Below are 23,391 nucleotides of genomic sequence, written 5' to 3' on the forward strand. Positions count from 1 at the left end.
AAAAAGTGTGCGATCACCGATGAGTCGGGGTGATGGTGAGGGTCTGCCCTCGCGTGACCCCAGTACGTGGAAGGACCCCATCATGAGCCAGCACACCTCCGGCCTGGCCATCGAGACCGCAGGGCTGGTGAAGACGTTCGGCGCGACCAGGGCGGTCGACGGTGTCGACCTCGCGGTGCCCGCCGGCACGGTCTACGGCGTCCTCGGCCCCAACGGCGCCGGCAAGACCACCACGGTGAAGATGCTCGCCACGCTGCTGCGCCCCGACGGCGGCGAGGCGCACGTCTTCGGCCATGACATCGTGCGGGAGGCCGACGAGGTGCGGGCCCGGGTGAGTCTCACCGGCCAGTACGCGTCCGTGGACGAGGATCTGACCGGCACGGAGAACCTGGTGCTGCTGGGCCGGCTGCTCGGCCACGGCAGGCGGGCGGCCCGGGAGCGGTCGGTGCGGCTGCTGGAGGCGTTCGGGCTGGCGGAGGCGGCCGGGAAGCAGGTCAAGCACTACTCGGGCGGCATGCGGCGGCGGATCGACATCGCCGCGTCCATCCTCAGCCGGCCCGACCTGCTGTTCCTCGACGAGCCGACGACCGGCCTCGATCCGCGCAGCCGCAACCATGTCTGGGAGATCGTGCGCGCGGTCGTCGCACAGGGCACCACCGTGCTGCTGACCACGCAGTACCTGGACGAGGCCGACCAGTTGGCGTCCCGGATCGCCGTGATCGACCGGGGCAGGGTGATCGCCGAGGGCACCAAGGGCGAGCTGAAGGCGTCCGTGGGAGCCGGCTCGGTCCATCTGCGGCTGCGCGACGCGGCCCAGCGCCCGGCGGCCGAGCGGGTACTGCGGCTGGTGCTGGACGCTCGGGTGCAGCACGATGCCGACCCGGTGGCGCTGACGGCCCGGCTGAACGCCGGGGCCGCGAACGGCCTGGGCGCCGCCGAGCAGGCCGCCCGGGCGCTTGCGGAGCTGGCCGGCTCCGGCATCACGGTGGACAACTTCTCGCTGGGTCAGCCCAGCCTGGACGAGGTGTTCCTCGCGCTGACCGGCCATGACACAGGGCACGGCTCCGGCCATGACACAGGGCAGGGCGCCGGACGGGGCTCCGGCCATGACACCGGACAGGGCGCCGGACTGGAGAGCGACAGCGACGAGCAGAGTGAGGCAGCCGTATGAGTACCGCGACCCGGACCGAGAGCCAGGAACTCACCCCCGTCAGCGCCGAGTCGCTCGCCGCCCTGCTGGTCGCCGGTGAGCGGCCGCCCCGGCCCAGCGCCTGGTCCGCCTGCCTCACCTACGGCTGGCGAGCGGTGCTGAAGATCAAACACGTCCCGGAGCAGCTCTTCGACGTCACCGCGTTCCCGATCATGATGGTGCTGATGTACACGTACCTGTTCGGGGGCGCCCTGGCCGGCTCCCCGGATCAGTACATCCAGTTCCTGCTGCCGGGCATCCTGGTGATGTCGGTCGTCATGATCACGATGTACACGGGTGTCTCGGTGAACACCGACATCGAGAAGGGTGTCTTCGACCGGTTCCGCTCGCTGCCCGTGTGGCGTCCGGCGACCATGGTGGGCTACCTGCTGGGCGACGCCCTGCGGTACGCGATCGCGTCCGTGGTGATGCTGACCGTCGGCCTCGTGCTCGGCTACCGCCCGGACGGCGGGCCCGGCGGGGTGATCGCCGGGATCGCCCTGCTGATCGTCTTCTCGTTCGCGTTCTCGTGGATCTGGACGATGTTCGGACTGCTGCTGCGTACCGAGAAGTCGGTCATGGGCGTCAGCATGATGGTGATCTTCCCGCTGACCTTCCTGTCGAACGTCTTCGTCGACCCGAGCACCATGCCGGGCTGGCTCCAGGCTTTCGTCAACAACAGCCCGATCACCCACCTGGCGTCGGCGGTGCGCGGTCTGATGGCGGGCGACTGGCCGGCCGCCGAGATCGCCTGGTCGCTCGGCTGGGCGGGCCTGTTCGTCCTGGTCTTCGGTCCGGTCACGATGCGCCTGTACAACCGCAAGTAGCGCTCAGTCGCCCGGAGCCCGCCCGGCCCGGGTCCGTACGACGGTGACGACCCGGTCCGTCGGCTCCAGCACGCCGATGTCCGGATGGTCGTAGGCGAGGACCCGGTGGCCGCGGACGACGCTCACCACCAGGTCGGCCGTCTCCCGCGGGGAGCGGCCGGCCTCGGCCTTGGTGACCGGCCGTTCGACGATGTCCAGGCCGGCACCCGGGTGCATCAGGTCCTCGATGACCAGGCCGGCCGCCGGGCTCAGCGCCGCCAGTCCCAGCAGCCGTCCGGCCGCGCCCGCGCTGGTGATGACCTCGTCCGCGCCGGACTGGCGCAGCAGCGGCGCGTTCTCCTCCTCCCGCACGGCGGCCACGATCGTCGCCCCCCGGTTGAGCTGGCGTGCCGTCAGCGTGACCAGGACGGCGGTGTCGTCGCGCTGCGGGGCCACGATGATCTTCCCGGCCCGCTGCACCTCCGCCTGGAGCAGCGTCGCGGACCGGGTGGCGTCCCCGACGACACCCTCGTAGCCCTCGGCGGTGGCCGCCTCGACCGCCTTGGCGCTGGGGTCGATCACCACCACCTGGTTCTTGCGCACCCCGTTCACGCACACAGTCCGGATCGCGGACCGTCCCTTCGTACCGAATCCGACGACGACAATGTGGTCACGCAAGGAAAACCTCCAGGGGCGAGGACCCAAAACATGCGGGCGGCCACGCGTCGCGTGCCGACGTCGGCGGTCCGGCCCGGGACCATGGTGCCCAGTGGACGGATCACCACCCATGGGGGGCACGCGATGAAGGACCGGGGAACACAGACCGGCGGGACCGGGAGACTCTCTCTCCTGAAGTCCCTTTGGCACCGCTCGCGGGGCGAGGCCCGGGACGACGTGGAGGCGGGCCGCTCCGTCACCATGCCCCTGCGCGCCATGGCACCGCTCCAGCAGGTGCTGCGCCGACTCGCGCTCGCCCTGCTGGTGCTCGCCACCACCACTCTGATCGTCTACCTCGACCGCGCCGGGTACAAGGACGCCGACGGCAGCGTCGACCTCCTCGACGCCGCCTACTACGCCACGGTCACCCTCTCCACCACCGGCTACGGCGACATCACCCCGGTCAGTGACGCGGCGCGGCTGGTCAACATCTTCGTCATCACACCGCTGCGCGTGCTGTTCCTGATCATCCTGGTCGGCACCACCCTGGAGGTGCTCACCGAGCGGACTCGCCACCAGGTACGGGTGCACCGCTGGCGCAGCCGCCTGCACGACCACGTGATCGTCGTCGGCTACGGCACCAAGGGCCGGCACGCCGTGGAGACGCTCATCGGACAGGGGGTCCCCAAGGAACGGATCGTCGTGGTCGACGCACAGCGCAAGACGGCCGCGCTGGCGGGGGACGACGGCCTGGTGGCGGTGGCCGGGGACGCCACCCGCTCGGAGACCCTGCTGAAGGCGGAGGTCGGCGGCGCCGCCCGGGTGATCGTCGCCCCCCAGCGCGACGACACGGCCGCCCTGGTCACCCTGACCGCCCGCCAGCTGAACCGGCGCGCCACGATCGTCGTCGCGGCCCGCGAGGACGAGAACATGCCGCTGCTCAAGCAGTCCGGCGCCGACACCGTCGTGACCAGTTCCAGCGCGGCCGGACGACTGCTCGGAGTCTCCATGGTCAGTCCGGTGGTGGCGGGAACGCTGGAGGACCTCATGACCCTGGGAAGCGGACTGGACCTGGCGGAGCGTCCGGTCACCGAGGCGGAGACGGGCCTCGCCCCTCGCGCCTGCGCCGATCTGGTGCTGGCGGTTCTGCGTGGCAGGGAACTGATGGACTACACCGACCCCCGCCTGACGGAACTGCGGTCCGGGGACCGAGTGATCACCATCCGCCGGGCCGTGCCCGCCCCCGACTCGCTGTGACCGATCACACCGAGCCCACCGATCCCGTTGTTTCACGTGAAACACCGCCAACGGACTGTTGCGGTGCTTACGCCCCATACCGGCCCTACCGGTGTTTCACGTGAAACATGCCCCGATGCCGCCCACCGCCCACGGCAGGTCCAGCAGCTCGACCTCCTGACCCACCCGCGCACCACCCGGCGGGACGACGGCCAGGGCATCGGCGGCCGCGATGCCCCGCAGCATCGCCGGCCCGTTGTAGTGCAGCGGCAGCGCGCGGTCGCCGCGTAGCACCACCGGTACGAGCCGGGTGTCGTGCGGGTGTCCGTGCGCTGCGTCACCCAGGGGCAGGGCGTACCGCTCCGGGGCGGGGCGGCCGGCCAGGGTGCGCAGCAGGGGCTCGGCGAGCGTGAGCAGGCCGGAGACGGCCGCCAGGGGGTTGCCGGGCAGGCCGACCAGGTGCTGCTCCTCGCTCAGCCGGGCCAGCAGCATCGGATGGCCCGGGCGCACCTGGACGCCGTCGACCAGAAGCTCGGCGTCGACGCGCCGCAGGACGGGGTGGACGTGGTCGACGGGGCCGGAGGCGGTACCGCCGGTGGTGACGATCAGGTCGGCAGTGGAGGAGGTGATGGCCCGGTGCAGGGCCTCCGCGTCGTCACCGAGCCGCCGGACGGCCACGACGTCGGTGCCCAGCGCCCGCAGCCACGGCGACAGCATCGGGCCGAGGGCGTCCCGGATGAGGCCGTCGTGCGGGCGGCCCTCGGTGAGCAGTTCGTCACCCAGCACCAGGACCTCGGCGCGGGGGCGGGGCACTGCGGCCAGGGTGTCGTATCCGGCGGCAGCGGCCAGGCCCAGCACGGCGGGGGTGACGAACGCTCCGGCGGGCAGCAGGTGGTCGCCGCTGCGGCACTCCTGGCCGCGCGGACGGATGTCCTGGCCGTGCCGCACGTCCCGGGTGGGGTGCAGCCGGCCCTTGTCGTCGGTGCGGGCGTGCTCGCTGCGCAGGACTGCGGTGGTGTCCGGCGGGATGCGGGCGCCGGTGGCGATGCGGACGGCCTCGCCGTCGGCGAGCCGCTCGGGCGCCGCGTGCCCGGCGAGCACACCGTCGTCCCGCACCGCCCAGGGGCCCGGTCCGGCGACCGCCCAGCCGTCCATCGCGGAGGTGTCGAAGGACGGCAGATCGGTGAGTGCGGTCAGCGGGGCGGCCAGGACGAGGCCGAGGGCGTCGTCGAGGGTCACCGAGACGGGGGCGCGGCGGGCGGCGCGAGCGCGGGTGGCGCGGGCCGCCCGCGCGCGGGCCTCGGGCCAGGGGGTGGCCCGAGGCCGGCCTGCTGGGTCGGGGGCGGGCCGGGGTCCGGGAGCGTCGGCCGGTGTGCCGGCGCCGGCCTGCTCGGTGCGCCGGTCGGCGGGGCCGTTGCCGCGCTTGACGAGGGCGAGCACCTCCTCGACGTCGAAGTCGTCGGCGTCCTGGCCGGCCTGGGTGTCCCGGGCGGTCATCCGGCGTCCGGGCGCGCGTCGGGGGTGGCGTCGGGGGCCACGTCGGGCTTGCCGTCGGCGGTGTCCTCGGCCGCCCAGAGCTGGGCCAGCGCGGCGGCCCTGCGGGCGGCCCTGGCGACGGCCTCGGACCCTCCGCCGGCCTGCGCGGCCGCGTAGCCGACGAGGAAGGTGGTCAGCGGGGCGGCGGGGCGCGCCACTCCGTGGGCGGCGTCACGAGCCAGGTCCAGCAGGACACCGGTGTCGACGTCCAGGTCGATGCCCAGCTCGTTCTTGACTGCGGAGATCCATTCATCCAACACGTGGCCATGCTCCCTGATGCGTGCCCTGGCGGTGACGAGGTCGTCCCAGGTGTCGCAGTCGAAGGACGCGACGGGGTCCGGGACGCGGGTGAGGTGGAGTTCGGCCGTGAGCAGCCGCAGCGGCAGGCCGGTGAGGCAGCGGCCGTGTCCGGCCGCGAGGGTGTGGAGGTGCGTGCGCAGCCGACGGGTGTCGTAGGCGGCGACCAGCGGCTGGTCGCGGCCGTCGGCGTCGGTGAGCAGCGCGCCGTCGGCACCTTCGGTGCGCAGGGCGCTCAGCAGCCGCCGTACGGTGCCGGGGCCCAGGAAGGGCAGGTCGGCGGAGAGGACGACGGCCCGGTCGGCGGTGGTGTGCCGCAGGCCGGCGTCGAGCGCGGCGAGCGGGCCTCCGCCCGGCGGGTCCTCGCGCGTCCAGGTCACGGGCCGGGCGGTGGGGCGGGGGTCGGCGACGACGACGGTGGTGCGGGCGTCGGCGCAGGCGGCGAGCACCCGGTCCAGCAGCGCGCGCCCGCCGACGCGCAGGCCGGGCTTGTCGGCGCCGCCGAGCCGCCGGGCGCCGCCGCCGGCCAGGACGACGGCGTCGTACCCGTCGGGGGCGGCAGCGGGGGGCCCGGCGGGGCCCGGGGGCGCGTTCGAGGTCACTCCCCGAGTATGCGGCCCCCGGCGCCCGGGGAAAGGGGCCGGAGGGCCCCGGGCGTCACAGGGTGCGCAGGAGCACCGCCGGTTGTTCCACGCAGTCCGCCACGTAGCGCAGGAAGCCGCCCGCCGTGCCGCCGTCGCACACCCGGTGGTCGAAGGTGAGCGAGAGCTGGACGACCTGGCGTACGGCCAGCTCACCCTCGTGAACCCAGGGCTTGGGCACGATGCGGCCGACGCCGAGCATCGCGGCCTCGGGGTGGTTGATGATCGGTGTGGAGCCGTCCACGCCGAACACGCCGTAGTTGTTCAGCGTGAAGGTGCCGCCGGTCAGCTGTCCCGGGGTGAGACTTCCCGCGTGGGCGGCCTCGGTGAGCCGGGCGAACTCCGCTGTCAGGCCCTCGGCGTCGCGGGCGTGCGCGTCCCGCACGACGGGGACGACGAGGCCCCGCTCGGTCTGGGCGGCGAAGCCCAGGTGGACCTGGTCGAGCCGGACGATCTCCCGGGCCGCCGTGTCGACCGTGGAGTTCAGCTCCGGGTAGCGGGCCAGGGCCGCGGTGCAGATCCGGGCGAGGAGGGCGAGGAGGGAGATCTTCGGTCCTCCGGCCGCGTTCATGACCGTCCGTGCGCGCATGAGTTCCGTGGCGTCGGCGTCCACCCAGCAGGTCGCGTCGGGGATCTCCCGCCGGCTCCGGGAGAGCTTGTCGGCGACGGCGCCCCGCACGCCCTTGAGGGGGACGCGGGTGCCCCCGGTGAGGGCGGGCGCGGACGTCACGGCCGCCGGCGGCGCGGTCACTGCCGGCACCTGGGCGGGAGGGGCGGCGGGCGCGGCGGGCTGCCGCGGTGCGGTGGTCGTGCGGCCCTGCGCGGCGGCGACCCGCAGCGCGTCCTCCACGTCAGCCCGCAGGATCAGCCCGTCGGGGCCCGAACCGTGCAGCTCCCGCAGGTCCAGCCCGTTCTCGCGGGCCAGCCGGCGCACGAGGGGGGAGATCACGGGGACCGGTCCCTCACCGGGGGCGCTCCCCTCGGCCTCGGGGGCGGCGGGCTCTGCGGGCGCGGCGACGGGGGCGTCGGGGGTCAGGGGTCCAGTCGGGGCGGACCCCACGCCGTTGACGGAGCCCGCCGACGGGGCCGTGGGGGTCAGCGGCCGTACCCGGCGGCGCCGGGCCGGGGGTGCGCCCGTGCCGTAGCCCACGAGGACGTTCCCCGAGCCCTCGGACTTGGTCTCGCGCTGCTGCTGCGCGCTGTCCCCGGCCGGGCCGGGCGCCGTCCCGGCATCGGCTGCCGAGGCGCCCACCGCGACGGTCAGCAGCGGTGCGCCGACCGGGAGTTCCGTGCCCTCCTCGCCGAAGCGGGCGGTGACGACACCGCCGTAGGGGCAGGGCACCTCGACCATCGCCTTGGCCGTCTCGACCTCGACGACCGGCTGGTCCACCGCGACGACGTCGCCGACCTCGACCAGCCAGCGCACGATCTCCGCCTCGGTGAGCCCTTCTCCGAGGTCGGGCAGCTTGAACTCCAGCACCTGTGCCATCAGTTCTCGGCCTCCCATTGCAGACGCGCCACGGCGTCCAGGATGCGGTCGACACCGGGCAGGTGGTGGCGCTCCAGCATCGGCGGCGGGTAGGGGATGTCGAAGCCGGCAACACGGAGCACCGGTGCCTCCAGGTGGTGGAAGCAGCGCTCCGTGACGCGGGCCGCGATCTCCCCGCCCGGGCCGCCGAAGGAGCCCGACTCGTGCACGACGACCGCACGGCCGGTCCGCCGTACGGAGGCGCAGACCGTCTCGTCGTCGAACGGCACCAGCGAGCGCAGGTCGACCACTTCGAGGTCCCAGCCCTCGGCCCGGGCCGCCTCGGCGGCTTCGAGGCAGACGGGCACCGACGGACCGTAGGTGATGAGGGTGGCGCTCCGGCCCGAGCGCCGCACCACCGCACGGCCTATCGGTTCAACGCTCTGCGGCTCGTCCGGGTTCCAGGAGTCCTTGGCCCAGTACAGGCGCTTGGGTTCGAGGAAGACGACCGGGTCGTCGGAGGCGATGGCGGCGCGCAGCAGACCGTAGGCGTCGGCGACGGTCGCGGGCGTGACGACGTGGAGACCCGGGGTCGCCGCGTAGTAGGCCTCGGAGGAGTCGCTGTGGTGCTCGACGCCGCCGATGCCGCCGCCGTAGGGCACCCGGATGGTGATCGGCAGGGGCATCCTGCCCCGGGTGCGGTTGCGCGTCCGGGCGACATGGCTGATGAGCTGTTCGAACGCCGGGTAGGCGAACGCGTCGAACTGCATCTCCACGACCGGGCGCAGCCCGTACATGGCCATGCCGACGGCGGTGCCGAGGATGCCCGCCTCGGCGAGCGGGGTGTCGGTGCAGCGGTCCTCGCCGAACTCCTTGGCGAGTCCGTCGGTGACGCGGAAGACCCCGCCCAGGGTCCCGACGTCCTCCCCCATGACGTGCACGGTGGGGTCGGCGGCCATGGCGTCGCGCATCGCGCGCGTGAGGGCCTGCGCCATGGTGGCCGGTTTCAGGGCGACGGTGGCCATCAGTGGGTTTCCTCCCGTTCGGCCTCCAGCTCGGCCAGCAACTGGGCGCGCTGCTCCCGCAGCTGCGGGGTGGGCTCGGCGTAGACGTGGTCGAACAGGTCCATCGGGTCGAGCCGGGGGTCCTGGTTCATGCGTTCGCGCAGGGCGGCGGCGAAGGTCTCGGCGTCCTGGCGGGCGGACTGGACGCCGGCCTCGTCGAGCAGGCCGCGGTCGGTCAGCTCGCGCTCCAGCAGCTGGATGGGGTCGTGGTCGCGCCAGGTGTCCACCTCGGCGTCGCCGCGGTAGCGGGTGGCGTCGTCGGCGTTGGTGTGGGCGTCGATGCGGTAGGTGATCGCCTCCACCAGGGTGGGGCCGCCGCCGGCGCGGGCGTGCCGTACGGCGTCCGAGAGCACCTGGTGGACGGCAACGGCGTCGTTGCCGTCGACCAGGCGGCCGGGCATGCCGTATCCGACGGCCTTGTGGGCCAGGGAGGGCGCGGCGGTCTGCTTGGCGAGCGGCACGGAGATGGCGAACCCGTTGTTCTGCACCAGGAAGACGACGGGGGCCTGCCAGACGGCGGCGAAGTTCAGCGCCTCGTGGAAGTCGCCCTCGCTGGTGCCGCCGTCGCCGACCATCGCCAGGGCGACCACGTCGTCGCCCTTGAGGCGGGCGGCGTGGGCGAGGCCCACGGCGTGCGGGAGCTGGGTGGCGAGGGGGGTGCACAGCGGGGCCACCCGGTGTTCGTACGGGTCGTAGCCGGTGTGCCAGTCGCCGCGCAGCAGCGTGAGCGCCTCGACGGGGTCGACGCCCCGGGCGACGGCGGCGAGGGTGTCGCGGTAGCTGGGGAAGAGCCAGTCGCGCTCCTCCAGGGCGAGCGCGGCGGCGACCTCGCAGGCCTCCTGGCCCGTGCTGGACGGGTAGACGGCGAGCCGGCCCTGCTTGGTGAGGGCGGTGGCCTGCGCGTTGTAGCGGCGACCGCGGACCAGTTGCGCGTGGAGCCGGCGCAGCAGCTCCGGGTCGGTCTCGGCCGCGGCCTCGGTGCCGAGGACGCGGTACGGCTCCGCGTCGGGCAGCAGGGGCGCGGGGTCCATGCGGGGCTGCCAGGCGGGCGGCGGCGTGGGCCGGTACGCGCCTCGCTGCTCCATGACCGTCATGACGGCACCTCCTCGTGGGAGCGGCTACGGGGAGGCGCGTCGGCTGTGATGCGCCTCACCTACCGATTGTTCGGTCGTCGGCACATTTTGGCTACGGGTGACCCCAGGCTGTGGACAAACGGTTCTCCACAGCCTGAGATGGACGCAGTACGTCCATGGTAGGGAGGCGGGGGGACATGGCATCTGAACAAATGGCCGAGGGCCCGGACTCGGGGCTCGTCCTTCCTCCCGCCCGTCCGCTCGACGCCATAGACCAGGACATCCTGCGGATGCTCCAGACGGACGGCCGCGCCTCGATCCGCTCGGTCGCCGAACGGGTGCACGTCTCGCGCGCCAACGCCTACGCGCGCATCAACCGGCTCGTCGAGGACGGGGTGATCCGCGGGTTCGGCGCCCGCGTGGACCACGAACGCGCCGGGCAGGGCACGTCCGCCTACATCACCCTGAAGATCGTCCAGAACTCCTGGCGTACGGTCCGCGAGCAGCTGCGCCGGCTCCCGGGCGCCTCCCACATCGCTCTGGTCGGCGGTGACTTCGACGTGCTCCTGCTGGTGCACACGCCGGACAACCGCGCCCTGCGCGAAGTGGTGCTCACCCGTCTGCAGGCCATCCCCGAGGTGCTGAGCACGCGCACGCTGCTGGTGTTCGAGGAGGAGGATCTGGAGCCGCAGGGCTGAGCACCGCGCCCGCGAGCGCCCGCCGCGGCCTTCAGCTCGGCGACCAGGCCGACGCTGGCAGCCCGGTCACCGTGTGGACCGCCCCGCCGGCATCCCGGACGCGCGCGGGCAGCGGGGAGCATGCCCGCCCTCTCCGCGCACCGGTGCTCAGTCGGCCTGGCGCAGCCCCCCGAAGACCAGCCGCACCACCGCGTCGCCCACCTCGCGTTCGGTCATGCCGCGGCCGTCCGGGCGGTACCACTCCACGATGGAATTGATCATTCCGAAGACCAGCCGGGTGGCCAGGCGGACCTCCACGTCGCCCCGCACGTCGCCGTCGTCCGCGGCCGCCTTGAGGAGCTCGGCGACCCGGTGGTCGAAGTCGCGGCGGCGGTCCAGGGCCCAGCGCTCGGTGCCGGTGTTGCCGCGGACCCGCAGCAGGAGGGTGACGTAGGGGAGTTCGGCGATGAGGACCTCCACCATGCGGCGCACGACGTACTCCAGCCGCTCGGCGGAGCGCCCCACGCGTGCGTGCTCCTCGTCGAGGATGCCGAACAAACCGTCCAGGGCGCGGCTGACGGCTCGCCGCAGCAGCTCCTCCTTACCGGCGACATGATGGTAGATCGACGACTTGGAGATGCCGGCCGCCTTGGAGAGGTGCTCCATGGAAGTGCCGTCGTAACCGCGCTCGTTGAAGACCTGGACGGCGACGGAGAGCAGCGTCTCCGGGGTGTAGGTGTCGCGCTTGGCGGTGGTCACGAGGTGCCTTCCCGCTTGTCCGTGGCGTGCCCGTGGCGATACAGCGCGAGAGAGGGGGCGTAACGGCCCGACGGCTCGCGCAGGTTCAGCTCCTCCAGCAGGTCGTGTGCCCAGGTCCGGCCCAGCCTGCGACTCCACTCGAAGGGCCCGAGGGGGTAGTTGACGCCCAGGCGCATGGCGGTGTCTACGTCCTCCTCGGTGGCCACGCCCTTGGCGACGGCGTCGTACGCGAGGTCGACGATCCGCGCGACCGTGCGGGCCACGATCATGCCGGGGACGTCACCGATGACGCTGACGTCCTTGCCGAGGGCCTGGAAGAGGCCGATCGCCTCTGCCAGGGTCTGCGGTGAGGTGTCCTGGCACGCGGACAGGGCGACGCGGGTGGACTTGCGGTAGTCGAGGGCGAGATCGAAGTAGACGACGTCGCGGAACTCCACGGAGGTCTGCCCGTCGGCGAGTGCCAGCCGGCCGCCGGACGGCAGCACCAGCCGCGAGCCGCTGTCCTCGTCCTCCTCACGCACCTCGATGCCCGCCTCGCGGATCAGCGCCGTCAGCTCGCCGGCGGGGCCCAGATCGCCCTCGACGACGACGTGGGCGGGCGCCCGGTGCTTCTCCGCGGTGTGCGGCTCGGGACGCTCGACGGCACCGGACTCACCGGAATACTCGTACCAGCCCCGGCCGCTCTTGCGGCCGAGCCGGCCCGACTCGACCAGCCGTCGCTGCGCGAGGGACGGCGTGAAGCGGGTGTCCTGGAAGAAGGACTGCCAGACGGAGTGGGTGACGGACTCGTTGACGTCCTGGCCGATCAGGTCGGTCAGCTCGAAGGCGCCCATCCGGAAGCCGCCGCTCTCGCGCAGCACCGCGTCGATGGTCGCGGGGTCGGCGCCCTGCGCCTCGTAGACCGCGAACGCCTCGGCGTAGAACGGCCGGGCGATGCGGTTGACGATGAAGCCGGGGGTGTCGGCGCAGGCGACCGGTGTCTTGCCCCAGGCGCGGGCCGTCTCGTACGCGCGCGTGGCCGACGTGACGTCGGTGGCGAACCCGGAGACGACCTCGACCAGCGGCAGCAGCGGGGCCGGGTTGAAGAAGTGCAGGCCCACGAAGCGGCCGGGGGCGCGCAGGCCGCCGCCGATGGCCGTGACCGACAGGGACGAGGTGTTGGTGGCGAGCAGACAGTCCTCGGAGACGATCGCCTCCAGCTCGCGCAGCAGCTCCTGCTTGACGTCGAGACGCTCCAGGACGGCCTCGACGACGAGGGCGCAGTCGGCGAACTCGGTGAGGTCCCGCGCCGGCCGCAGCCGGTCGCGGGCGGCGTCGCGGGCGGTGGCGGGTAGCCGGTCCTTCTCGACCAGCCGGTCGAGCCGGGCGACGATCGCTGCGGTCGCTTCCCGGGCCCGCCCGGGTGCGGCGTCGTAGAGCCGCACGGGGTGCCCGGCGACCAGCGCGACCTGGGCGATGCCCTGGCCCATGGTGCCGGTGCCGACGACGCCCACAGGACTGCTGAGGTCGAGTGCTGTCATGGGCGCGATCCTCCCGCACGGGGTTTTCCACAGATGCGGCAGGCCCCCTTGTCCCGACCGATCGTTCGGTTACTCTAACTCTCACTGGCTGTTCCTGCCCATGTTTCCGCCCAGGTCATGAACTCGACGGAGAGTTCTTGAGACGAGGAGTTGGTCCCGCATGGCCGCCCGACTGACCGCGCACGAACTGATCGCCACCCACCGGCCCACGCTCGATCAGGCGCTGGAAGCGATCCGCACGCGCGCGTACTGGTCCCCCCACCCCGAGCACCCCAAGGCGTACGGGGAGAACGGCAGCCTGGACCTCGCGGCGGGCAAGGCGGCCTTCGACGCGCTCCTCGGCACCCGCCTCGACCTCGGCCAGCCCGGCACCGACGGCTGGGTCGGCGGCGAGGTGTCGCCGTACGGCATCGAACTCGGCGTGGAGTACCCGCACGCCGACCTCGACGTGCTGCTGCCCGCCATGCAGGCCGGGCAGCGGGCCTGGCGGGACGCGGGCGCGGAGGCCCGCGCGATGGTATGCCTGGAGATCCTCAAGCGGATCAGCGACCGCACGCACGAGTTCGCGCACGCGGTCATGCACACCTCCGGCCAGGCGTTCATGATGGCGTTCCAGGCCGGCGGCCCGCACGCGCAGGACCGCGGCATGGAGGCGGTGGCGTACGCGTACGTGGAGCAGGTCCGCACGCCCGACACCGCCGAGTGGACCAAGCCGCAGGGCAAGCGCGACCCGCTCGCCCTCACCAAGCGCTTCACGCCCGTCCCGCGCGGCATCGGCCTGGTCATCGGCTGCAACACCTTCCCGACGTGGAACGGCTACCCGGGGCTCTTCGCCTCCCTGGCCACCGGCAACGCGGTCCTGGTCAAGCCGCACCCGCGCGCGGTGCTGCCGCTCGCGCTCACCGTGCGCGTCGCGCGCGAGGTCCTCGCCGAGGCGGGCTTCGACCCCAACCTGGTCGCGCTGGCCGCCGAACGGCCCGGCGAGGGCATCGCCAAGACGCTCGCCACCCGCCCCGAGATCCGGATCATCGACTACACCGGCTCGACCGCCTTCGGCGACTGGCTGGAGGCCAACGCCCGCCAGGCGCAGGTCTACACGGAGAAGGCCGGCGTCAACACGGTGATCGTGGAGTCGACGGACGACTACAAGGGCATGCTGTCCAACCTGGCGTTCTCACTGTCCCTGTACAGCGGTCAGATGTGCACCACTCCGCAGAACCTGCTCGTCCCGCGCGACGGCATCCGCACCGACGACGGCGTCAAGACGTTCGACGAGGTGGCCACCGACCTCGCGCGTGCGGTGGACGGTCTGCTCGGCGACGACGCGCGCGCCAACGGACTGCTGGGCGCCATCGTCAACCCGGACGTCAAGGCCCGCCTGGAGGCCGCCGCCGGTCTCGGCGAGGTCGCGCTCGCCTCGCGCGCGGTCACCAACCCCGAGTTCCCCGACGCGGTCGTGCGCACCCCGGTCATCGTCAAGCTGGACGGCACGAAGCCGGACGCCGAGGGCGCCTACATGAGCGAGTGCTTCGGGCCCGTCTCCTTCGTCGTCGCGGTCGACTCGGCGGCCGACGCCGTCGAACTGCTGCGGCGCACGGTGCGGGAGAAGGGCGCGATGACCGTCGGCGCGTACACGACCGACGCGGAGGTCGAGGAGGCCGTCCAGGAGGTCTGCCTGGAGGAGGCCGCCCAGCTCTCCCTCAACCTCACCGGCGGGGTCTACGTGAACCAGACGGCCGCGTTCTCCGACTTCCACGGCTCGGGCGGCAACCCGGCGGCCAACGCGGCCCTGTGCGACGGCGCGTTCGTGGCCAACCGCTTCCGGGTGGTGGAGGTGCGCCGGGAGGCCTAGCGGGCGCCGCGCAGGCTCCAGTGGTACAGCGTCATCGCCACGCTGGTGGCGAGGTTGTAGCTGGAGACCTGCGGCCGCATCGGCAGGGACAGCAGCCGGTCGGCACGCGCGCGCAGGGCGGCGGACAGGCCGCCGCGCTCGGAGCCGAAGGCGAGGACGGCGTCGTCCGGGAGCTCGGCCCCCCGGATGTCGTCGCCCTCGGGATCCAGGGCGAACAGCGGACCCGTCGGCAGTTCGTCCACACCGAGGCGCTCCACCACCGTGGCGAAGTGCAGCCCCGCCCCGCCGCGCACCACCGTGGGATGCCAGGGGTCGACGGTGCCGGTGGTCACGACCCCGGTCGCCCCGAACCCGGCGGCCAGCCGGATGACGGCGCCCGCGTTGCCGAGGTTGCGCGGGTCGTCGAGGACCACGACGGGCGCGGACCGCGGGGTGCGCGCCAGCGCCTGAAGACCGGCCTCGCGCGAGGGCCGTACCGCCAGCGCCGCCACGGCGGTGGGGTGCGGGCGCGGCACCAGGCTCACGTACGCCGCCCTCGGCACCTCGACCAGCAGCCCGGCCAGGCGCTCCCGTAGGTCCGGCGCCAGGTCGTCGGCGAGGGCCAGCGCGGCCGCCCGGTCCGCGGTGACCGCCACCGGAACCTCGGCGCCGAAGCGAAGCGCGTGCTTGAGGGCGTGGAAACCGTCGAGCAGGACACGGTCACCGGCGAGGTCGCGCCACGCCCCGAGGGGGTCGTTCATGCGGGGAAGCCTACGTGTCCGGGGTCGGGCCGTTCCGACGGCGGAACCTCCGTCCGGCCCCGGTCGGCGGACGCGCCACCGCCCGGTCGGAGGCGGGCACGCGCGCGTGCGACCGCGCCGCCGACCCGGCGCAGGAACGAGGTGGGCAGGAAGACCGAGTCGGCCGTGATCATCGCCAGGGAGAAGAACGGCAGGCCGAGGACCACGGCGATCACCGCGTGCTCGGTCATCATCGCGGCCAGCAGGACGTTCTTGACGCGCCGGTTGAACAGCGTGAACGGGAAGGCGACCTGGGCGACGACCGTGCCGTAGGTGACCAGCATGACGGCGAGGGCGCTGGACGCCAGCAGGTCGCCCAGAGCGGGCCAGGGCGAGAAGTAGTCCAGGTGCAGCGGGTAGTAGACGGCGGTGCCGTCCTGCCATCGGGTGCCCTGGATCTTGTACCAGCCTGCCGTCGCGTAGATCAGGCACGCCTCGGCCATGATCACGACGAGCGCGCCGTTGTGCAGGACGTTCGCGATCACGTCGAGCAGGACACGTGGCTCCGCGGACCGCGCCGCCCACCGGCCCGCGAGCCACCACAGGGCTAGCGCGGCCCAGGCGGCCCACAGCAGCGCCGGAACGGTCCACTCGGCGGGGGAGAGCCGACCCGAGGCGGTCACCGCGGCCAGCGCGCAGCCGCACAGGGCCCACAGCAGCGGTCCGACCCGGTCGGTGACCTGCTCTCCGCGCGCGCGTGCCGCGTCGGCGCGCCGGACCCGCCGCGCGTCCAGCGACCACACCCGGCCGCAGCGCGTGAAGACCAGGTAGACCGACATCAGGTGCAGGACGTTGTCCCCGCCGTCCCCCATGAAAACGCTGCGGTTCTGCAACGACAGCACGCCGGCCATGAACAGCACCGACATGGTGCGGGTGCGCCAGCCCACCAGCAGCAAGGCGGCGGACAGCACCGCGCAGGCGTACACGAGCTCGAACCACGGGCGCGCCTCGGACCAGCTCAGCGCGGTGAAGGCGCCGTTCATCTCCAGCAGCCGCCGGGCCAGCGGCCAGCTCCAGGGCGCGTCGGGGCCGTACAGCTCGGCGCGGTGCGGATACTCCCGCAGCAGGAAGAGCAGCCAGGTCAGGGCGAAGCCGATGCGGACCACGGCACTCTGGTAGGGCCCGAGGGGGGATCCGGTGACGCGGGTGATGCCGTTGGAGAGGCCCAGGGCGAACCGGTTCACCGCGCTCCTCCGTCGGTCTCGCCGGCGCTCACCGTCCACCAGGGCAGGACGCGGAAGACCGGTTCGAGCGAGATCGTCTCCTCGCTCCAGTCGGGCGGCGGCACGTTGACGGTGCGGGAGCGCACCTGGACCCGCTCCACCACGCCGTCCGCGCCCGCCACGCCGGACCGCTGCAGCCTGAGCACGACGATGCGGCGCAGGTAGGCCTCGGACAGCGCGCCGCGTTCCCCGACGGGTCGGTTGTCACCGCCGTGCGTGCTGGAGAAGAAGTCCCAGGCCCGGCGCAGTTCGTTCTGCTGGGTGTGGCTAGGCAGCGGGTTGCCGTCGATGGCGCGACCGTCCTGCGCCGACAGGTCGTACCAGCCGGTGGTGTGCGAGCTGCCGTCCGGTGTCCTCGTCTGGGCGCGGACCTGCACGGCGATGTTCTGCTGGAGGGGGTTCGGGGCGAACAGCTTCCAGTTCTGTTCGAACTCCGGGTAGACCCAGTCGTCGACGGCCTCGCCGTGCGTCTTCGTCATCGTGTTCGACGGCGCGACGTGCAGGAACACCATCCCGAGGTGGACACAGACGGCGACCGCGACCACGGCGACCGCGACGGCGGCGCAGAACTGGTAGCGGGGCGACAGGGCGGCCACACCGGTACGCGGTCCGTCGACGGACGGACCCGTCCCGGGCACGGCCTGCCGCCCGCCGGCACCGAGACCGACCGGGCCGACGACGGGCCCGGCAGCGGCGCCGGCATCGTCACCGGCATGAGGGTCGGCATGGGCGTGAGTATCAGCAAGGGCGTGAGCATCGGCATGGGTGTGAGCATCGGCCGGAGCAGCGGCAACGGCCTCGGCTGAGGGGGAGACCCTGGCATCGGCCGTGAAACCGGCGGAAACCGCATCGGCCGTGACACCGGCGGTGGTCTCGGCGGCTGCCTCCCTCGTCTTCCCGGGGGGCGGGGCGGGCGTCCTCTCGGGGGACGCGGGCGCGGCGCCGGTCCGGGTGGGGCCGGGTCCGCGGATGTGCTCGGCCGGGGCCGGCTTCTCCTCGGCCGGCGCCGGAGCCGGTGACTGGACAGGCACGCTCGGGACAGGCGTGGCCGGGGCGGGAGCGCCCGGGGGCGAGGACGATGGCCGAGCGCTGGCTGGGGTGTCGGCGCCCGCGTCGTGCGTGTTCATTCGCCCCGTTCCCGATGTCGGTGCTCGTCGGTCGGCTCACCGCGGAGCCCTCGGCCGGTCTCATGACCTGTTCACCCGGACGGCGCAACCGCGGCGGCTCCACGGAACGGTACTCACGCCCGCCGCCCGGCGCAGCTCTCCCCAGCAGTCGACTCGTACGGGTTTTCCACAGGCGGCCTCCGCAGGTTATCCACAGCGGTTGACACCTTTCGACCGCCGACTCACCATTGAAGCGCACGGACCGAACGATCGGTCGGGACATGTGGGACGGCGCGTACCGCAGACGCGCACCGAGGTCGAGGGGGACGTATGGCGACAGCAGCCGCGCAGGACACGGTCGGCACCGAGGACGCCCTGCAGCGCGTCTTCGACGCCGCGGTGTCCGCCGAGGAGCGCATCGAGCCGCGCGACTGGATGCCGGACGCCTACCGGGCGACGCTGGTCCGCCAGATCGCGCAGCACGCGCACTCCGAGATCATCGGCATGCAGCCCGAGGCCAACTGGATCACCCGCGCCCCTTCCCTGCGCCGCAAGGCGATCCTGATGGCGAAGGTCCAGGACGAGGCGGGCCACGGCCTGTACCTGTACAGCGCGGCCGAGACCCTGGGCGCCAGCCGTGACGACCTGCTCGACAAGCTCCACAGCGGCCGCCAGAAGTACTCATCGATCTTCAACTACCCCACCCTGACATGGGCGGACGTCGGCGCGATCGGCTGGCTGGTGGACGGCGCGGCGATCACCAACCAGGTCCCCCTGTGCCGCTGCTCCTACGGGCCGTACGCGCGCGCGATGGTGCGCGTCTGCAAGGAGGAGTCCTTCCACCAGCGCCAGGGGTACGAACTGCTGCTGGCCCTGAGCAAGGGCACCGCCGAGCAGCACGCGATGGCGCAGGACGCGGTGGACCGCTGGTGGTGGCCGTCGCTGATGATGTTCGGCCCGCCCGACGACGAGTCCGCGCACTCCGCTCAGTCCATGGCGTGGAGGATCAAGCGGTTCTCCAACGACGAGCTGCGCCAGCGGTTCGTGGACATCTGCGTCCCCCAGGCGGAGTCCCTCGGCCTGACCCTGCCCGACCCCGAACTGCGGTGGAACGAGGAGCGGGGGCACTACGACTTCGGTCCGATCGACTGGACGGAGTTCAAGGAAGTCCTCAAGGGCAACGGCCCGTGCAACGAGCAGCGGCTGACCCAGCGCCGGCGGGCGCACGAGGAGGGCACCTGGGTCCGCGAGGCCGCCGCGGCCTACGCGGCCAAGCACCACGACACGACAGGAGAGCGGCAGGCATGACCAACACCGACTGGCCCCTGTGGGAGGTCTTCGTGCGCTCGCGCCGGGGCCTGTCCCACACCCACGCCGGCAGCCTGCACGCACCGGACGCGGAGCTGGCCCTGCGCAACGCGCGGGATCTGTACACCCGACGCGGCGAGGGCGTCTCCATCTGGGTCGTCCCGTCGGCCGCGATCACGGCCTCCTCGCCCGACGAGAAGGACCCGTTCTTCGAGCCGGCCGCCGACAAGCCCTACCGGCACCCGACGTTCTACGAGATCCCCGAGGGGGTGCAGCACCTGTGACGACGCCTCCGACACCTACGACGTTCACGCCCCTCGCCGCCCCGGCCGCACCCTCAGCCGTCACGGCCGCCGCGCTGGCCCTCGGCGACGACGCCCTGGTGCTCTCCCACCGGCTCGGCGAGTGGATGGGACACGCGCCCGTGCTGGAGGAGGAGGTCGCCCTCGCCAACATCGCGCTCGACCTGCTGGGCCAGGCCCGGGTACTGCTGTCGATGGCCGGCGACGAGGACGAACTCGCCTACCTGCGCGAGGAGCGCGCCTTCCGCAACCTCCAGCTGGTCGAGCAGCCGAACGGCGACTTCGCCCACACCATCGTGCGCCAGCTGTACTTCTCCACGTACCAGCATCTGCTGTACGCCCGGCTGGCCACCGGCGACGGCCCGTTCGCACCGCTTGCCGCGAAGGCCGTCAAGGAGACCGCCTACCACCGTGACCACGCCGAGCAGTGGACCGTGCGCCTCGGCGACGGCACGCGGGAGAGCCACGAGCGGATGGCCCGGGCGGGCGACGCCCTGTGGCGGTTCACGGGCGAGATGTTCCAGCCGGTGGAGGGCCTGGACATCGACCCGCGCGAGCTGGAGAGCGTCTGGCTGGAGTCCGTCGAGAGCGTGCTGCGCCGGGCCACGCTGAGCGTGCCCGAGGGCCCGCGCTCGGGGGCGTGGACCGCCGGCGCCGGCCGGCAGGGCCTGCACACCGAACCGTTCGGCCGGATGCTCGCCGAGATGCAGCATCTGCACCGCAGCCACCCGGGGGCGTCATGGTGACGCTCACCCCGCTGGAGGCGGAGCTGCTGCGGGTCGCCGGTTCGGTGCCCGACCCGGAGCTGCCCGTGCTCACCCTGCGGGAGCTGGGCGTGGTGCGCGCGGTGCGGGTGAGTGGCGCGGACACCGAGGCCGGCACAACCGTGGAGGTCGAGCTGACCCCGACCTACACCGCCTGCCCGGCTCTGGAAGCGATGTCGCTGGACATAGAGCGGGCGCTGCACGCCCACGGGGTGCGCGAGGTCACCGTCCGTACGGTCCTGAGCCCCGCCTGGTCCACGGACGACATCTCCCCGGAAGGGCGCCGCAAGCTACGCGAGTTCGGGATCGCTCCTCCCCGCGAGCGACGTGAGGCCGGCCCTATCGGCGTACCGCTCGGGCCCACCCGCACCCACGCCGACGACGAAGGCTCCCCCGGCCCCGGGGCATCGCAGGACCCGGTGCGCTGCCCGCTCTGCGGCTCCGCCGACACCGAACTGCTCAGCCGCTTCTCGTCCACCGCCTGCAAGGCGCTGCGCCGCTGCCTGGCCTGCCGCGAACCCTTCGACCACTTCAAGGAGCTGTGATGGCCCGTTTCCACCCGCTCCCGGTGGCCGCGGTGGACCGGCTCACCGACGACTCCGTGGCCCTCACCTTCACGGTTCCGGTAGCGCTGCGCGCCGAGTACCGGCACGCGCCGGGCCAGCACCTGGCGCTGCGGCGCGTCGTCGACGGCACCGAGGTGCGGCGCACCTACTCGATCTGCTCGCCCGCCCCCGCGCCCGGTGACGAGGGGCCGAGCACCCTGCGGGTCGGGGTGCGGCTGGTCGAGGGCGGGGAGTTCTCGACCTACGCGCTGAAGGAGATCGCGGCCGGCGACGAGATCGAGGTGATGACCCCGGCAGGCCGCTTCACCCTCGACCCGGCCCCGGGTCTGTACGCGGCGATCGTCGGCGGCAGCGGCATCACCCCGGTGCTGTCGATCGTCTCGACCCTGCTCGCCCGGGAACCGGAAGCCCGTTTCTGCCTGATACGCGGCGACCGTACGACGGCGTCGACGATGTTCCTGGAGGAGGTCGCCGACCTCAAGGACCGCTACCCCGAGCGGCTGCAACTGGTCACGGTGCTCTCCCGGGAGGAACAGCAGGCCGGGCTGCCCTCCGGGCGGCTGGACCGGGAGCGACTGACCGGGCTGCTACCGGCCCTGGTGCCCGTGGCCGCGGTGCGCGGCTGGTTCCTGTGCGGGCCGTACGGGCTGGTGCAGGGCGCGGAGGGAGCGCTGCGCGGGCTCGGCGTGGAGCGGGCGCGGATCCACGAGGAGATCTTCCATGTGGACCTCGTCGCCCCCACCACCACGGCAGCCGCGCCCGCACACAGCACGGTGACCGCCCGGCTCGACGGGCGCGCCGGGAGCTGGCCCGTGCGGGACGGGGAGTCGCTGCTGGAGACGGTGCTGCGCAACCGCCCGGACGCGCCGTACGCCTGCAAGGGCGGGGTGTGCGGCACCTGTCGGGCCTTCCTGGTCACCGGCGAGGTCCGCATGGACCGCAACTTCGCGCTGGAACCGGAGGAGACGGACGCGGGATACGTGCTGGCGTGCCAGTCGCATCCGCTGACGGAGAAGGTGGAGGTGGACTTCGACCGCTGAAAGGGCGAACCGTCCTCTGTGACCACCCGGCGGCCGGAGACCGTCCGGCGGCCTGAGACCACCCGGCGGGCTGCAGACCGCTCCGGCGGCGTCTGAGACCACCCCGGCGTCCCTCGGTGTCACCGCTCGCCCCCTCGTCTTCTCGCCCCCTCGTCCCCTCGTCTTCTCGTCTTCTCGTCCCCCAGTTCCGGCCTTCCCGTCGCGTCCCCGTTCCGTTCTCCTGACACCTGCCCTATCTTGACGGACCGTCAGATGTGCCGGATGTGCTGACCCGTCGGGAGGACTGCCGTGGACTTCACCTTCAGCGAGGAGCAGTTGGCGGCGGCCGAGGCGGCCGAGGGAGTGTTCGCCGGGGTGGCGCCGGACGCGGTACCGAGTCCGGCGCTCACCCGGGGCGCCCCCGTCGCGGAGGGCTTCGACCGGGCGCTGTGGTCGAGGCTCGCGGAGGCCGATCTGCTGAGCCTGCTGCTCGACGAGGAGTTCGGCGGGGCGGGGCTGGACGCCGTCGCGCTGTGCCTGGTGCTGCGGGAGTCGGCGAAGGTGCTGGCCCGCGTGCCGCTGCTGGAGCACAGCGCGGCCATGGCGGCCGTACAACGGTACGGGAGCCGGGAGTCGGCGCGGGAGCTGCTGCCGGGGGCCGGGCGAGGCGAGACCGTCATGACCGTCGCCGCGCACGGAGGCACCGGGCACGACCCCGCGGAACGGGCCGTCGCCGCCCGGCGGGACGGCGCCGGCCGGTGGGTGCTGGACGGCACGCAGACGGCGGTGCCCTGGGCGTACGACGTGGACCTCGTCGCCGTACCGGCGCACACCGAGGCCGGCCGGACCGTACTCGCGCTGGTGTCCCCACACGCGGACGGGGCCGCGCTGGCCCGGCAGGTGTCCACCAACGGCGAGCGGCTCGGGGAGCTGCGGCTGGAGTCGGCGCGGATCGCCGACCGGTATGTCGTCGAGGCCGAGGACGCCTGGCCGTGGCTGCGGGACATGCTGGCGACCGGCACCTGCGCCCTGGCGCTCGGGCTGGGCGAGCGGGTCCTGCGGATGACGAGCGAGTACGCCGGGCAGCGGGAGCAGTTCGGGTATCCGATCGCGACCTTCCAGGCCGTCGCCGTCCAGGCGGCCGACCGGTACATCGACCTGCGGGCGATGGAGGCCACGCTGTGGCAGGCGGCGTGGCGGATCGCCTCGGGGGCGCCGGGTGCGCTGCCGGCGTCCGGGGACGTGGCCGTGGCGAAGATCTGGGCGGCGGAGGGAGTACGGCGGGTGGTGCAGACGGCCCAGCATCTGCATGGCGGCTTCGGCGCCGACGTCGAATACCCCCTGCACCGCTACCACGCCTGGGCCAAGCACCTGGAGCTCTCACTCGGCCCGGCGGCGGCCCACGAAGAGGCCCTGGGCGACCTTCTGGCGGCTCACCCGCTGCACGCCTGAACGCCGGCACAGCACACAGCTCAAGCCGTGGAGCACGCATCCGCCAACCGCGTGCGGGCCCACCCGAGGGCCCGCACGTGGACCCACCCGTGGACCC

At 73.1% G+C, this 23,391-nt stretch carries 22 protein-coding genes and 1 pseudogene; 12 read left to right on the forward strand and 11 right to left on the reverse strand.

The genetic code is table 11. From position 1 onward, the window contains the following. Window positions 1-82: 82 nt before the first annotated feature. Together ACSLTV_RS00510 and ACSLTV_RS00515 are read left to right on the forward strand one after the other, a co-directional pair. A complete protein-coding gene (locus tag ACSLTV_RS00510) occupies window positions 83-1,171 on the forward strand; it encodes an ATP-binding cassette domain-containing protein (protein WP_432133591.1) in 1,089 nt (362 codons plus the stop codon). Then, on the forward strand, window positions 1,168-2,016 hold the full coding sequence (locus ACSLTV_RS00515) for an ABC transporter permease (protein ID WP_432133590.1): 849 nt from the start codon (window positions 1,168-1,170) through the stop codon (window positions 2,014-2,016). Before ACSLTV_RS00510 ends, ACSLTV_RS00515 begins: the two co-directional genes overlap by 4 nt. A gap of 3 nt (window positions 2,017-2,019) precedes the next feature. Here ACSLTV_RS00515 and ACSLTV_RS00520 read toward each other — a convergent pair. After that, window positions 2,020-2,685: pseudogene (locus tag ACSLTV_RS00520) on the reverse strand (potassium channel family protein); the annotation flags it as partial. Between the two features lie 111 nt (window positions 2,686-2,796). Here ACSLTV_RS00520 and ACSLTV_RS00525 point away from each other — a divergent pair. After that, the gene (locus ACSLTV_RS00525; RefSeq protein ID WP_432133589.1) at window positions 2,797-3,909 is read left to right on the forward strand and encodes a potassium channel family protein; all 1,113 of its coding nucleotides are present in this window, start codon (window positions 2,797-2,799) and stop codon (window positions 3,907-3,909) included. 96 nt (window positions 3,910-4,005) lie between these two features. Here ACSLTV_RS00525 and ACSLTV_RS00530 read toward each other — a convergent pair whose 3' ends face one another. Genes ACSLTV_RS00530 through pdhA form a run of 5 tightly spaced genes read right to left on the reverse strand, consistent with a single transcriptional unit; the run spans window position 4,006 to window position 9,988 of the window. After that, window positions 4,006-5,385, reverse strand: a complete 1,380-nt coding sequence (locus ACSLTV_RS00530; RefSeq protein WP_435611424.1) for a molybdopterin molybdotransferase MoeA — start codon at window positions 5,383-5,385, stop codon at window positions 4,006-4,008. Beyond that, the gene (locus ACSLTV_RS00535; protein WP_435611425.1) at window positions 5,382-6,323 is read right to left on the reverse strand and encodes an NTP transferase domain-containing protein; all 942 of its coding nucleotides are present in this window, start codon (window positions 6,321-6,323) and stop codon (window positions 5,382-5,384) included. Before ACSLTV_RS00535 ends, ACSLTV_RS00530 begins: the two co-directional genes overlap by 4 nt. A 55-nt stretch (window positions 6,324-6,378) precedes the next feature. Next, window positions 6,379-7,851 carry a dihydrolipoamide acetyltransferase family protein gene (locus ACSLTV_RS00540; RefSeq protein WP_435611426.1) on the reverse strand — a complete coding sequence of 491 codons (1,473 nt, stop codon included), beginning with the start codon at window positions 7,849-7,851 and terminating at the stop codon, window positions 6,379-6,381. Continuing rightward, complete coding sequence (locus tag ACSLTV_RS00545; RefSeq protein ID WP_432133585.1) at window positions 7,851-8,855, reverse strand: alpha-ketoacid dehydrogenase subunit beta; 1,005 nt, start codon at window positions 8,853-8,855, stop codon at window positions 7,851-7,853. Before ACSLTV_RS00545 ends, ACSLTV_RS00540 begins: the two co-directional genes overlap by 1 nt. Continuing rightward, window positions 8,855-9,988 (reverse strand): pyruvate dehydrogenase (acetyl-transferring) E1 component subunit alpha, encoded by a 1,134-nt coding sequence (gene pdhA / locus ACSLTV_RS00550; protein ID WP_432133584.1) that lies wholly within the window; start codon window positions 9,986-9,988, stop codon window positions 8,855-8,857. The genes ACSLTV_RS00545 and pdhA overlap by 1 nt, the downstream gene beginning before the upstream one ends. A 191-nt stretch (window positions 9,989-10,179) precedes the next feature. Here pdhA and ACSLTV_RS00555 point away from each other — a divergent pair, with 191 nt between their 5' ends. Continuing rightward, entirely contained in the window at window positions 10,180-10,665 is a 486-nt protein-coding gene (locus ACSLTV_RS00555) for an Lrp/AsnC family transcriptional regulator (RefSeq protein ID WP_432133728.1), read from the forward strand. A gap of 147 nt (window positions 10,666-10,812) precedes the next feature. On the opposite strand, the gene ACSLTV_RS00560 is transcribed toward ACSLTV_RS00555, so the two are convergent. Together ACSLTV_RS00560 and ACSLTV_RS00565 are read right to left on the reverse strand one after the other, a co-directional pair. After that, window positions 10,813-11,403, reverse strand: coding sequence for a TetR/AcrR family transcriptional regulator (locus tag ACSLTV_RS00560; RefSeq protein ID WP_432133583.1), 591 nt, complete (start codon window positions 11,401-11,403; stop codon window positions 10,813-10,815). After that, a complete protein-coding gene (locus ACSLTV_RS00565) occupies window positions 11,400-12,923 on the reverse strand; it encodes a 3-hydroxyacyl-CoA dehydrogenase (protein ID WP_435611427.1) in 1,524 nt (507 codons plus the stop codon). The genes ACSLTV_RS00560 and ACSLTV_RS00565 overlap by 4 nt, the downstream gene beginning before the upstream one ends. A gap of 160 nt (window positions 12,924-13,083) precedes the next feature. On the opposite strand from ACSLTV_RS00565, the gene paaN reads away from it, so the two are divergent. After that, window positions 13,084-14,775: a phenylacetic acid degradation protein PaaN gene (gene paaN, locus ACSLTV_RS00570; RefSeq protein ID WP_432133581.1), complete on the forward strand. Its 1,692-nt coding sequence runs from the start codon at window positions 13,084-13,086 to the stop codon at window positions 14,773-14,775. Here the strand turns inward: paaN and ACSLTV_RS00575 are convergent. Genes ACSLTV_RS00575 through ACSLTV_RS00585 form a run of 3 tightly spaced genes read right to left on the reverse strand, consistent with a single transcriptional unit; the run spans window position 14,772 to window position 17,256 of the window. Next, the gene (locus ACSLTV_RS00575; RefSeq protein WP_432133580.1) at window positions 14,772-15,515 is read right to left on the reverse strand and encodes a TrmH family RNA methyltransferase; all 744 of its coding nucleotides are present in this window, start codon (window positions 15,513-15,515) and stop codon (window positions 14,772-14,774) included. The genes paaN and ACSLTV_RS00575 overlap by 4 nt on opposite strands. After that, window positions 15,512-16,738 (reverse strand): HTTM domain-containing protein, encoded by a 1,227-nt coding sequence (locus ACSLTV_RS00580; RefSeq protein WP_435611428.1) that lies wholly within the window; start codon window positions 16,736-16,738, stop codon window positions 15,512-15,514. The genes ACSLTV_RS00575 and ACSLTV_RS00580 overlap by 4 nt, the downstream gene beginning before the upstream one ends. Continuing rightward, on the reverse strand, window positions 16,735-17,256 hold the full coding sequence (locus ACSLTV_RS00585) for a DUF5819 family protein (protein ID WP_432133578.1): 522 nt from the start codon (window positions 17,254-17,256) through the stop codon (window positions 16,735-16,737). Before ACSLTV_RS00585 ends, ACSLTV_RS00580 begins: the two co-directional genes overlap by 4 nt. Window positions 17,257-17,295: 39 nt before the next feature. On the opposite strand from ACSLTV_RS00585, the gene ACSLTV_RS00590 reads away from it, so the two are divergent. From ACSLTV_RS00590 to ACSLTV_RS00620, 7 genes are all read left to right on the forward strand, one after another. Next, window positions 17,296-17,583 carry a hypothetical protein gene (locus tag ACSLTV_RS00590; RefSeq protein WP_435611429.1) on the forward strand — a complete coding sequence of 96 codons (288 nt, stop codon included), beginning with the start codon at window positions 17,296-17,298 and terminating at the stop codon, window positions 17,581-17,583. A gap of 630 nt (window positions 17,584-18,213) precedes the next feature. Further along, window positions 18,214-19,191 (forward strand): 1,2-phenylacetyl-CoA epoxidase subunit PaaA, encoded by a 978-nt coding sequence (gene paaA / locus ACSLTV_RS00595; RefSeq protein ID WP_432133576.1) that lies wholly within the window; start codon window positions 18,214-18,216, stop codon window positions 19,189-19,191. Then, entirely contained in the window at window positions 19,188-19,475 is a 288-nt protein-coding gene (gene paaB / locus ACSLTV_RS00600) for a 1,2-phenylacetyl-CoA epoxidase subunit PaaB (protein ID WP_366835263.1), read from the forward strand. Before paaA ends, paaB begins: the two co-directional genes overlap by 4 nt. Then, window positions 19,472-20,239: a 1,2-phenylacetyl-CoA epoxidase subunit PaaC gene (gene paaC, locus ACSLTV_RS00605; protein ID WP_432133575.1), complete on the forward strand. Its 768-nt coding sequence runs from the start codon at window positions 19,472-19,474 to the stop codon at window positions 20,237-20,239. The genes paaB and paaC overlap by 4 nt, the downstream gene beginning before the upstream one ends. Beyond that, a complete protein-coding gene (gene paaD, locus ACSLTV_RS00610; RefSeq protein ID WP_432157206.1) occupies window positions 20,233-20,802 on the forward strand; it encodes a 1,2-phenylacetyl-CoA epoxidase subunit PaaD in 570 nt (189 codons plus the stop codon). The genes paaC and paaD overlap by 7 nt, the downstream gene beginning before the upstream one ends. Further along, a complete protein-coding gene (locus ACSLTV_RS00615) occupies window positions 20,802-21,863 on the forward strand; it encodes a 2Fe-2S iron-sulfur cluster-binding protein (RefSeq protein ID WP_435611430.1) in 1,062 nt (353 codons plus the stop codon). The genes paaD and ACSLTV_RS00615 overlap by 1 nt, the downstream gene beginning before the upstream one ends. A gap of 288 nt (window positions 21,864-22,151) precedes the next feature. Further along, entirely contained in the window at window positions 22,152-23,294 is a 1,143-nt protein-coding gene (locus tag ACSLTV_RS00620) for an acyl-CoA dehydrogenase family protein (RefSeq protein ID WP_432133572.1), read from the forward strand. Window positions 23,295-23,391 lie beyond the last annotated feature (97 nt).

The organism is Streptomyces sp. bgisy159, from assembly GCF_965341775.1.
Classification (GTDB): Bacteria; Actinomycetota; Actinomycetes; order Streptomycetales; family Streptomycetaceae; genus Streptomyces.

Coding starts and splice junctions, on each gene's coding strand:
- ACSLTV_RS00585 (WP_432133578.1), bottom strand. CDS start 17,256: ATGACGAAGACGCACGGCGAGGCCGTCGACGACTGGGTCTACCCGGAG.
- paaN (WP_432133581.1), top strand. CDS start 13,084: ATGGCCGCCCGACTGACCGCGCACGAACTGATCGCCACCCACCGGCCC.
- ACSLTV_RS00515 (WP_432133590.1), top strand. CDS start 1,168: ATGAGTACCGCGACCCGGACCGAGAGCCAGGAACTCACCCCCGTCAGC.
- ACSLTV_RS00525 (WP_432133589.1), top strand. CDS start 2,797: ATGAAGGACCGGGGAACACAGACCGGCGGGACCGGGAGACTCTCTCTC.
- pdhA (WP_432133584.1), bottom strand. CDS start 9,988: ATGACGGTCATGGAGCAGCGAGGCGCGTACCGGCCCACGCCGCCGCCC.
- paaB (WP_366835263.1), top strand. CDS start 19,188: ATGACCAACACCGACTGGCCCCTGTGGGAGGTCTTCGTGCGCTCGCGC.
- ACSLTV_RS00615 (WP_435611430.1), top strand. CDS start 20,802: ATGGCCCGTTTCCACCCGCTCCCGGTGGCCGCGGTGGACCGGCTCACC.
- ACSLTV_RS00540 (WP_435611426.1), bottom strand. CDS start 7,851: ATGGCACAGGTGCTGGAGTTCAAGCTGCCCGACCTCGGAGAAGGGCTC.
- ACSLTV_RS00575 (WP_432133580.1), bottom strand. CDS start 15,515: ATGAACGACCCCCTCGGGGCGTGGCGCGACCTCGCCGGTGACCGTGTC.
- ACSLTV_RS00510 (WP_432133591.1), top strand. CDS start 83: ATGAGCCAGCACACCTCCGGCCTGGCCATCGAGACCGCAGGGCTGGTG.
- ACSLTV_RS00545 (WP_432133585.1), bottom strand. CDS start 8,855: ATGGCCACCGTCGCCCTGAAACCGGCCACCATGGCGCAGGCCCTCACG.
- ACSLTV_RS00555 (WP_432133728.1), top strand. CDS start 10,180: ATGGCCGAGGGCCCGGACTCGGGGCTCGTCCTTCCTCCCGCCCGTCCG.
- ACSLTV_RS00565 (WP_435611427.1), bottom strand. CDS start 12,923: ATGACAGCACTCGACCTCAGCAGTCCTGTGGGCGTCGTCGGCACCGGC.
- ACSLTV_RS00530 (WP_435611424.1), bottom strand. CDS start 5,385: ATGACCGCCCGGGACACCCAGGCCGGCCAGGACGCCGACGACTTCGAC.
- paaD (WP_432157206.1), top strand. CDS start 20,233: ATGGTGACGCTCACCCCGCTGGAGGCGGAGCTGCTGCGGGTCGCCGGT.
- paaA (WP_432133576.1), top strand. CDS start 18,214: ATGGCGACAGCAGCCGCGCAGGACACGGTCGGCACCGAGGACGCCCTG.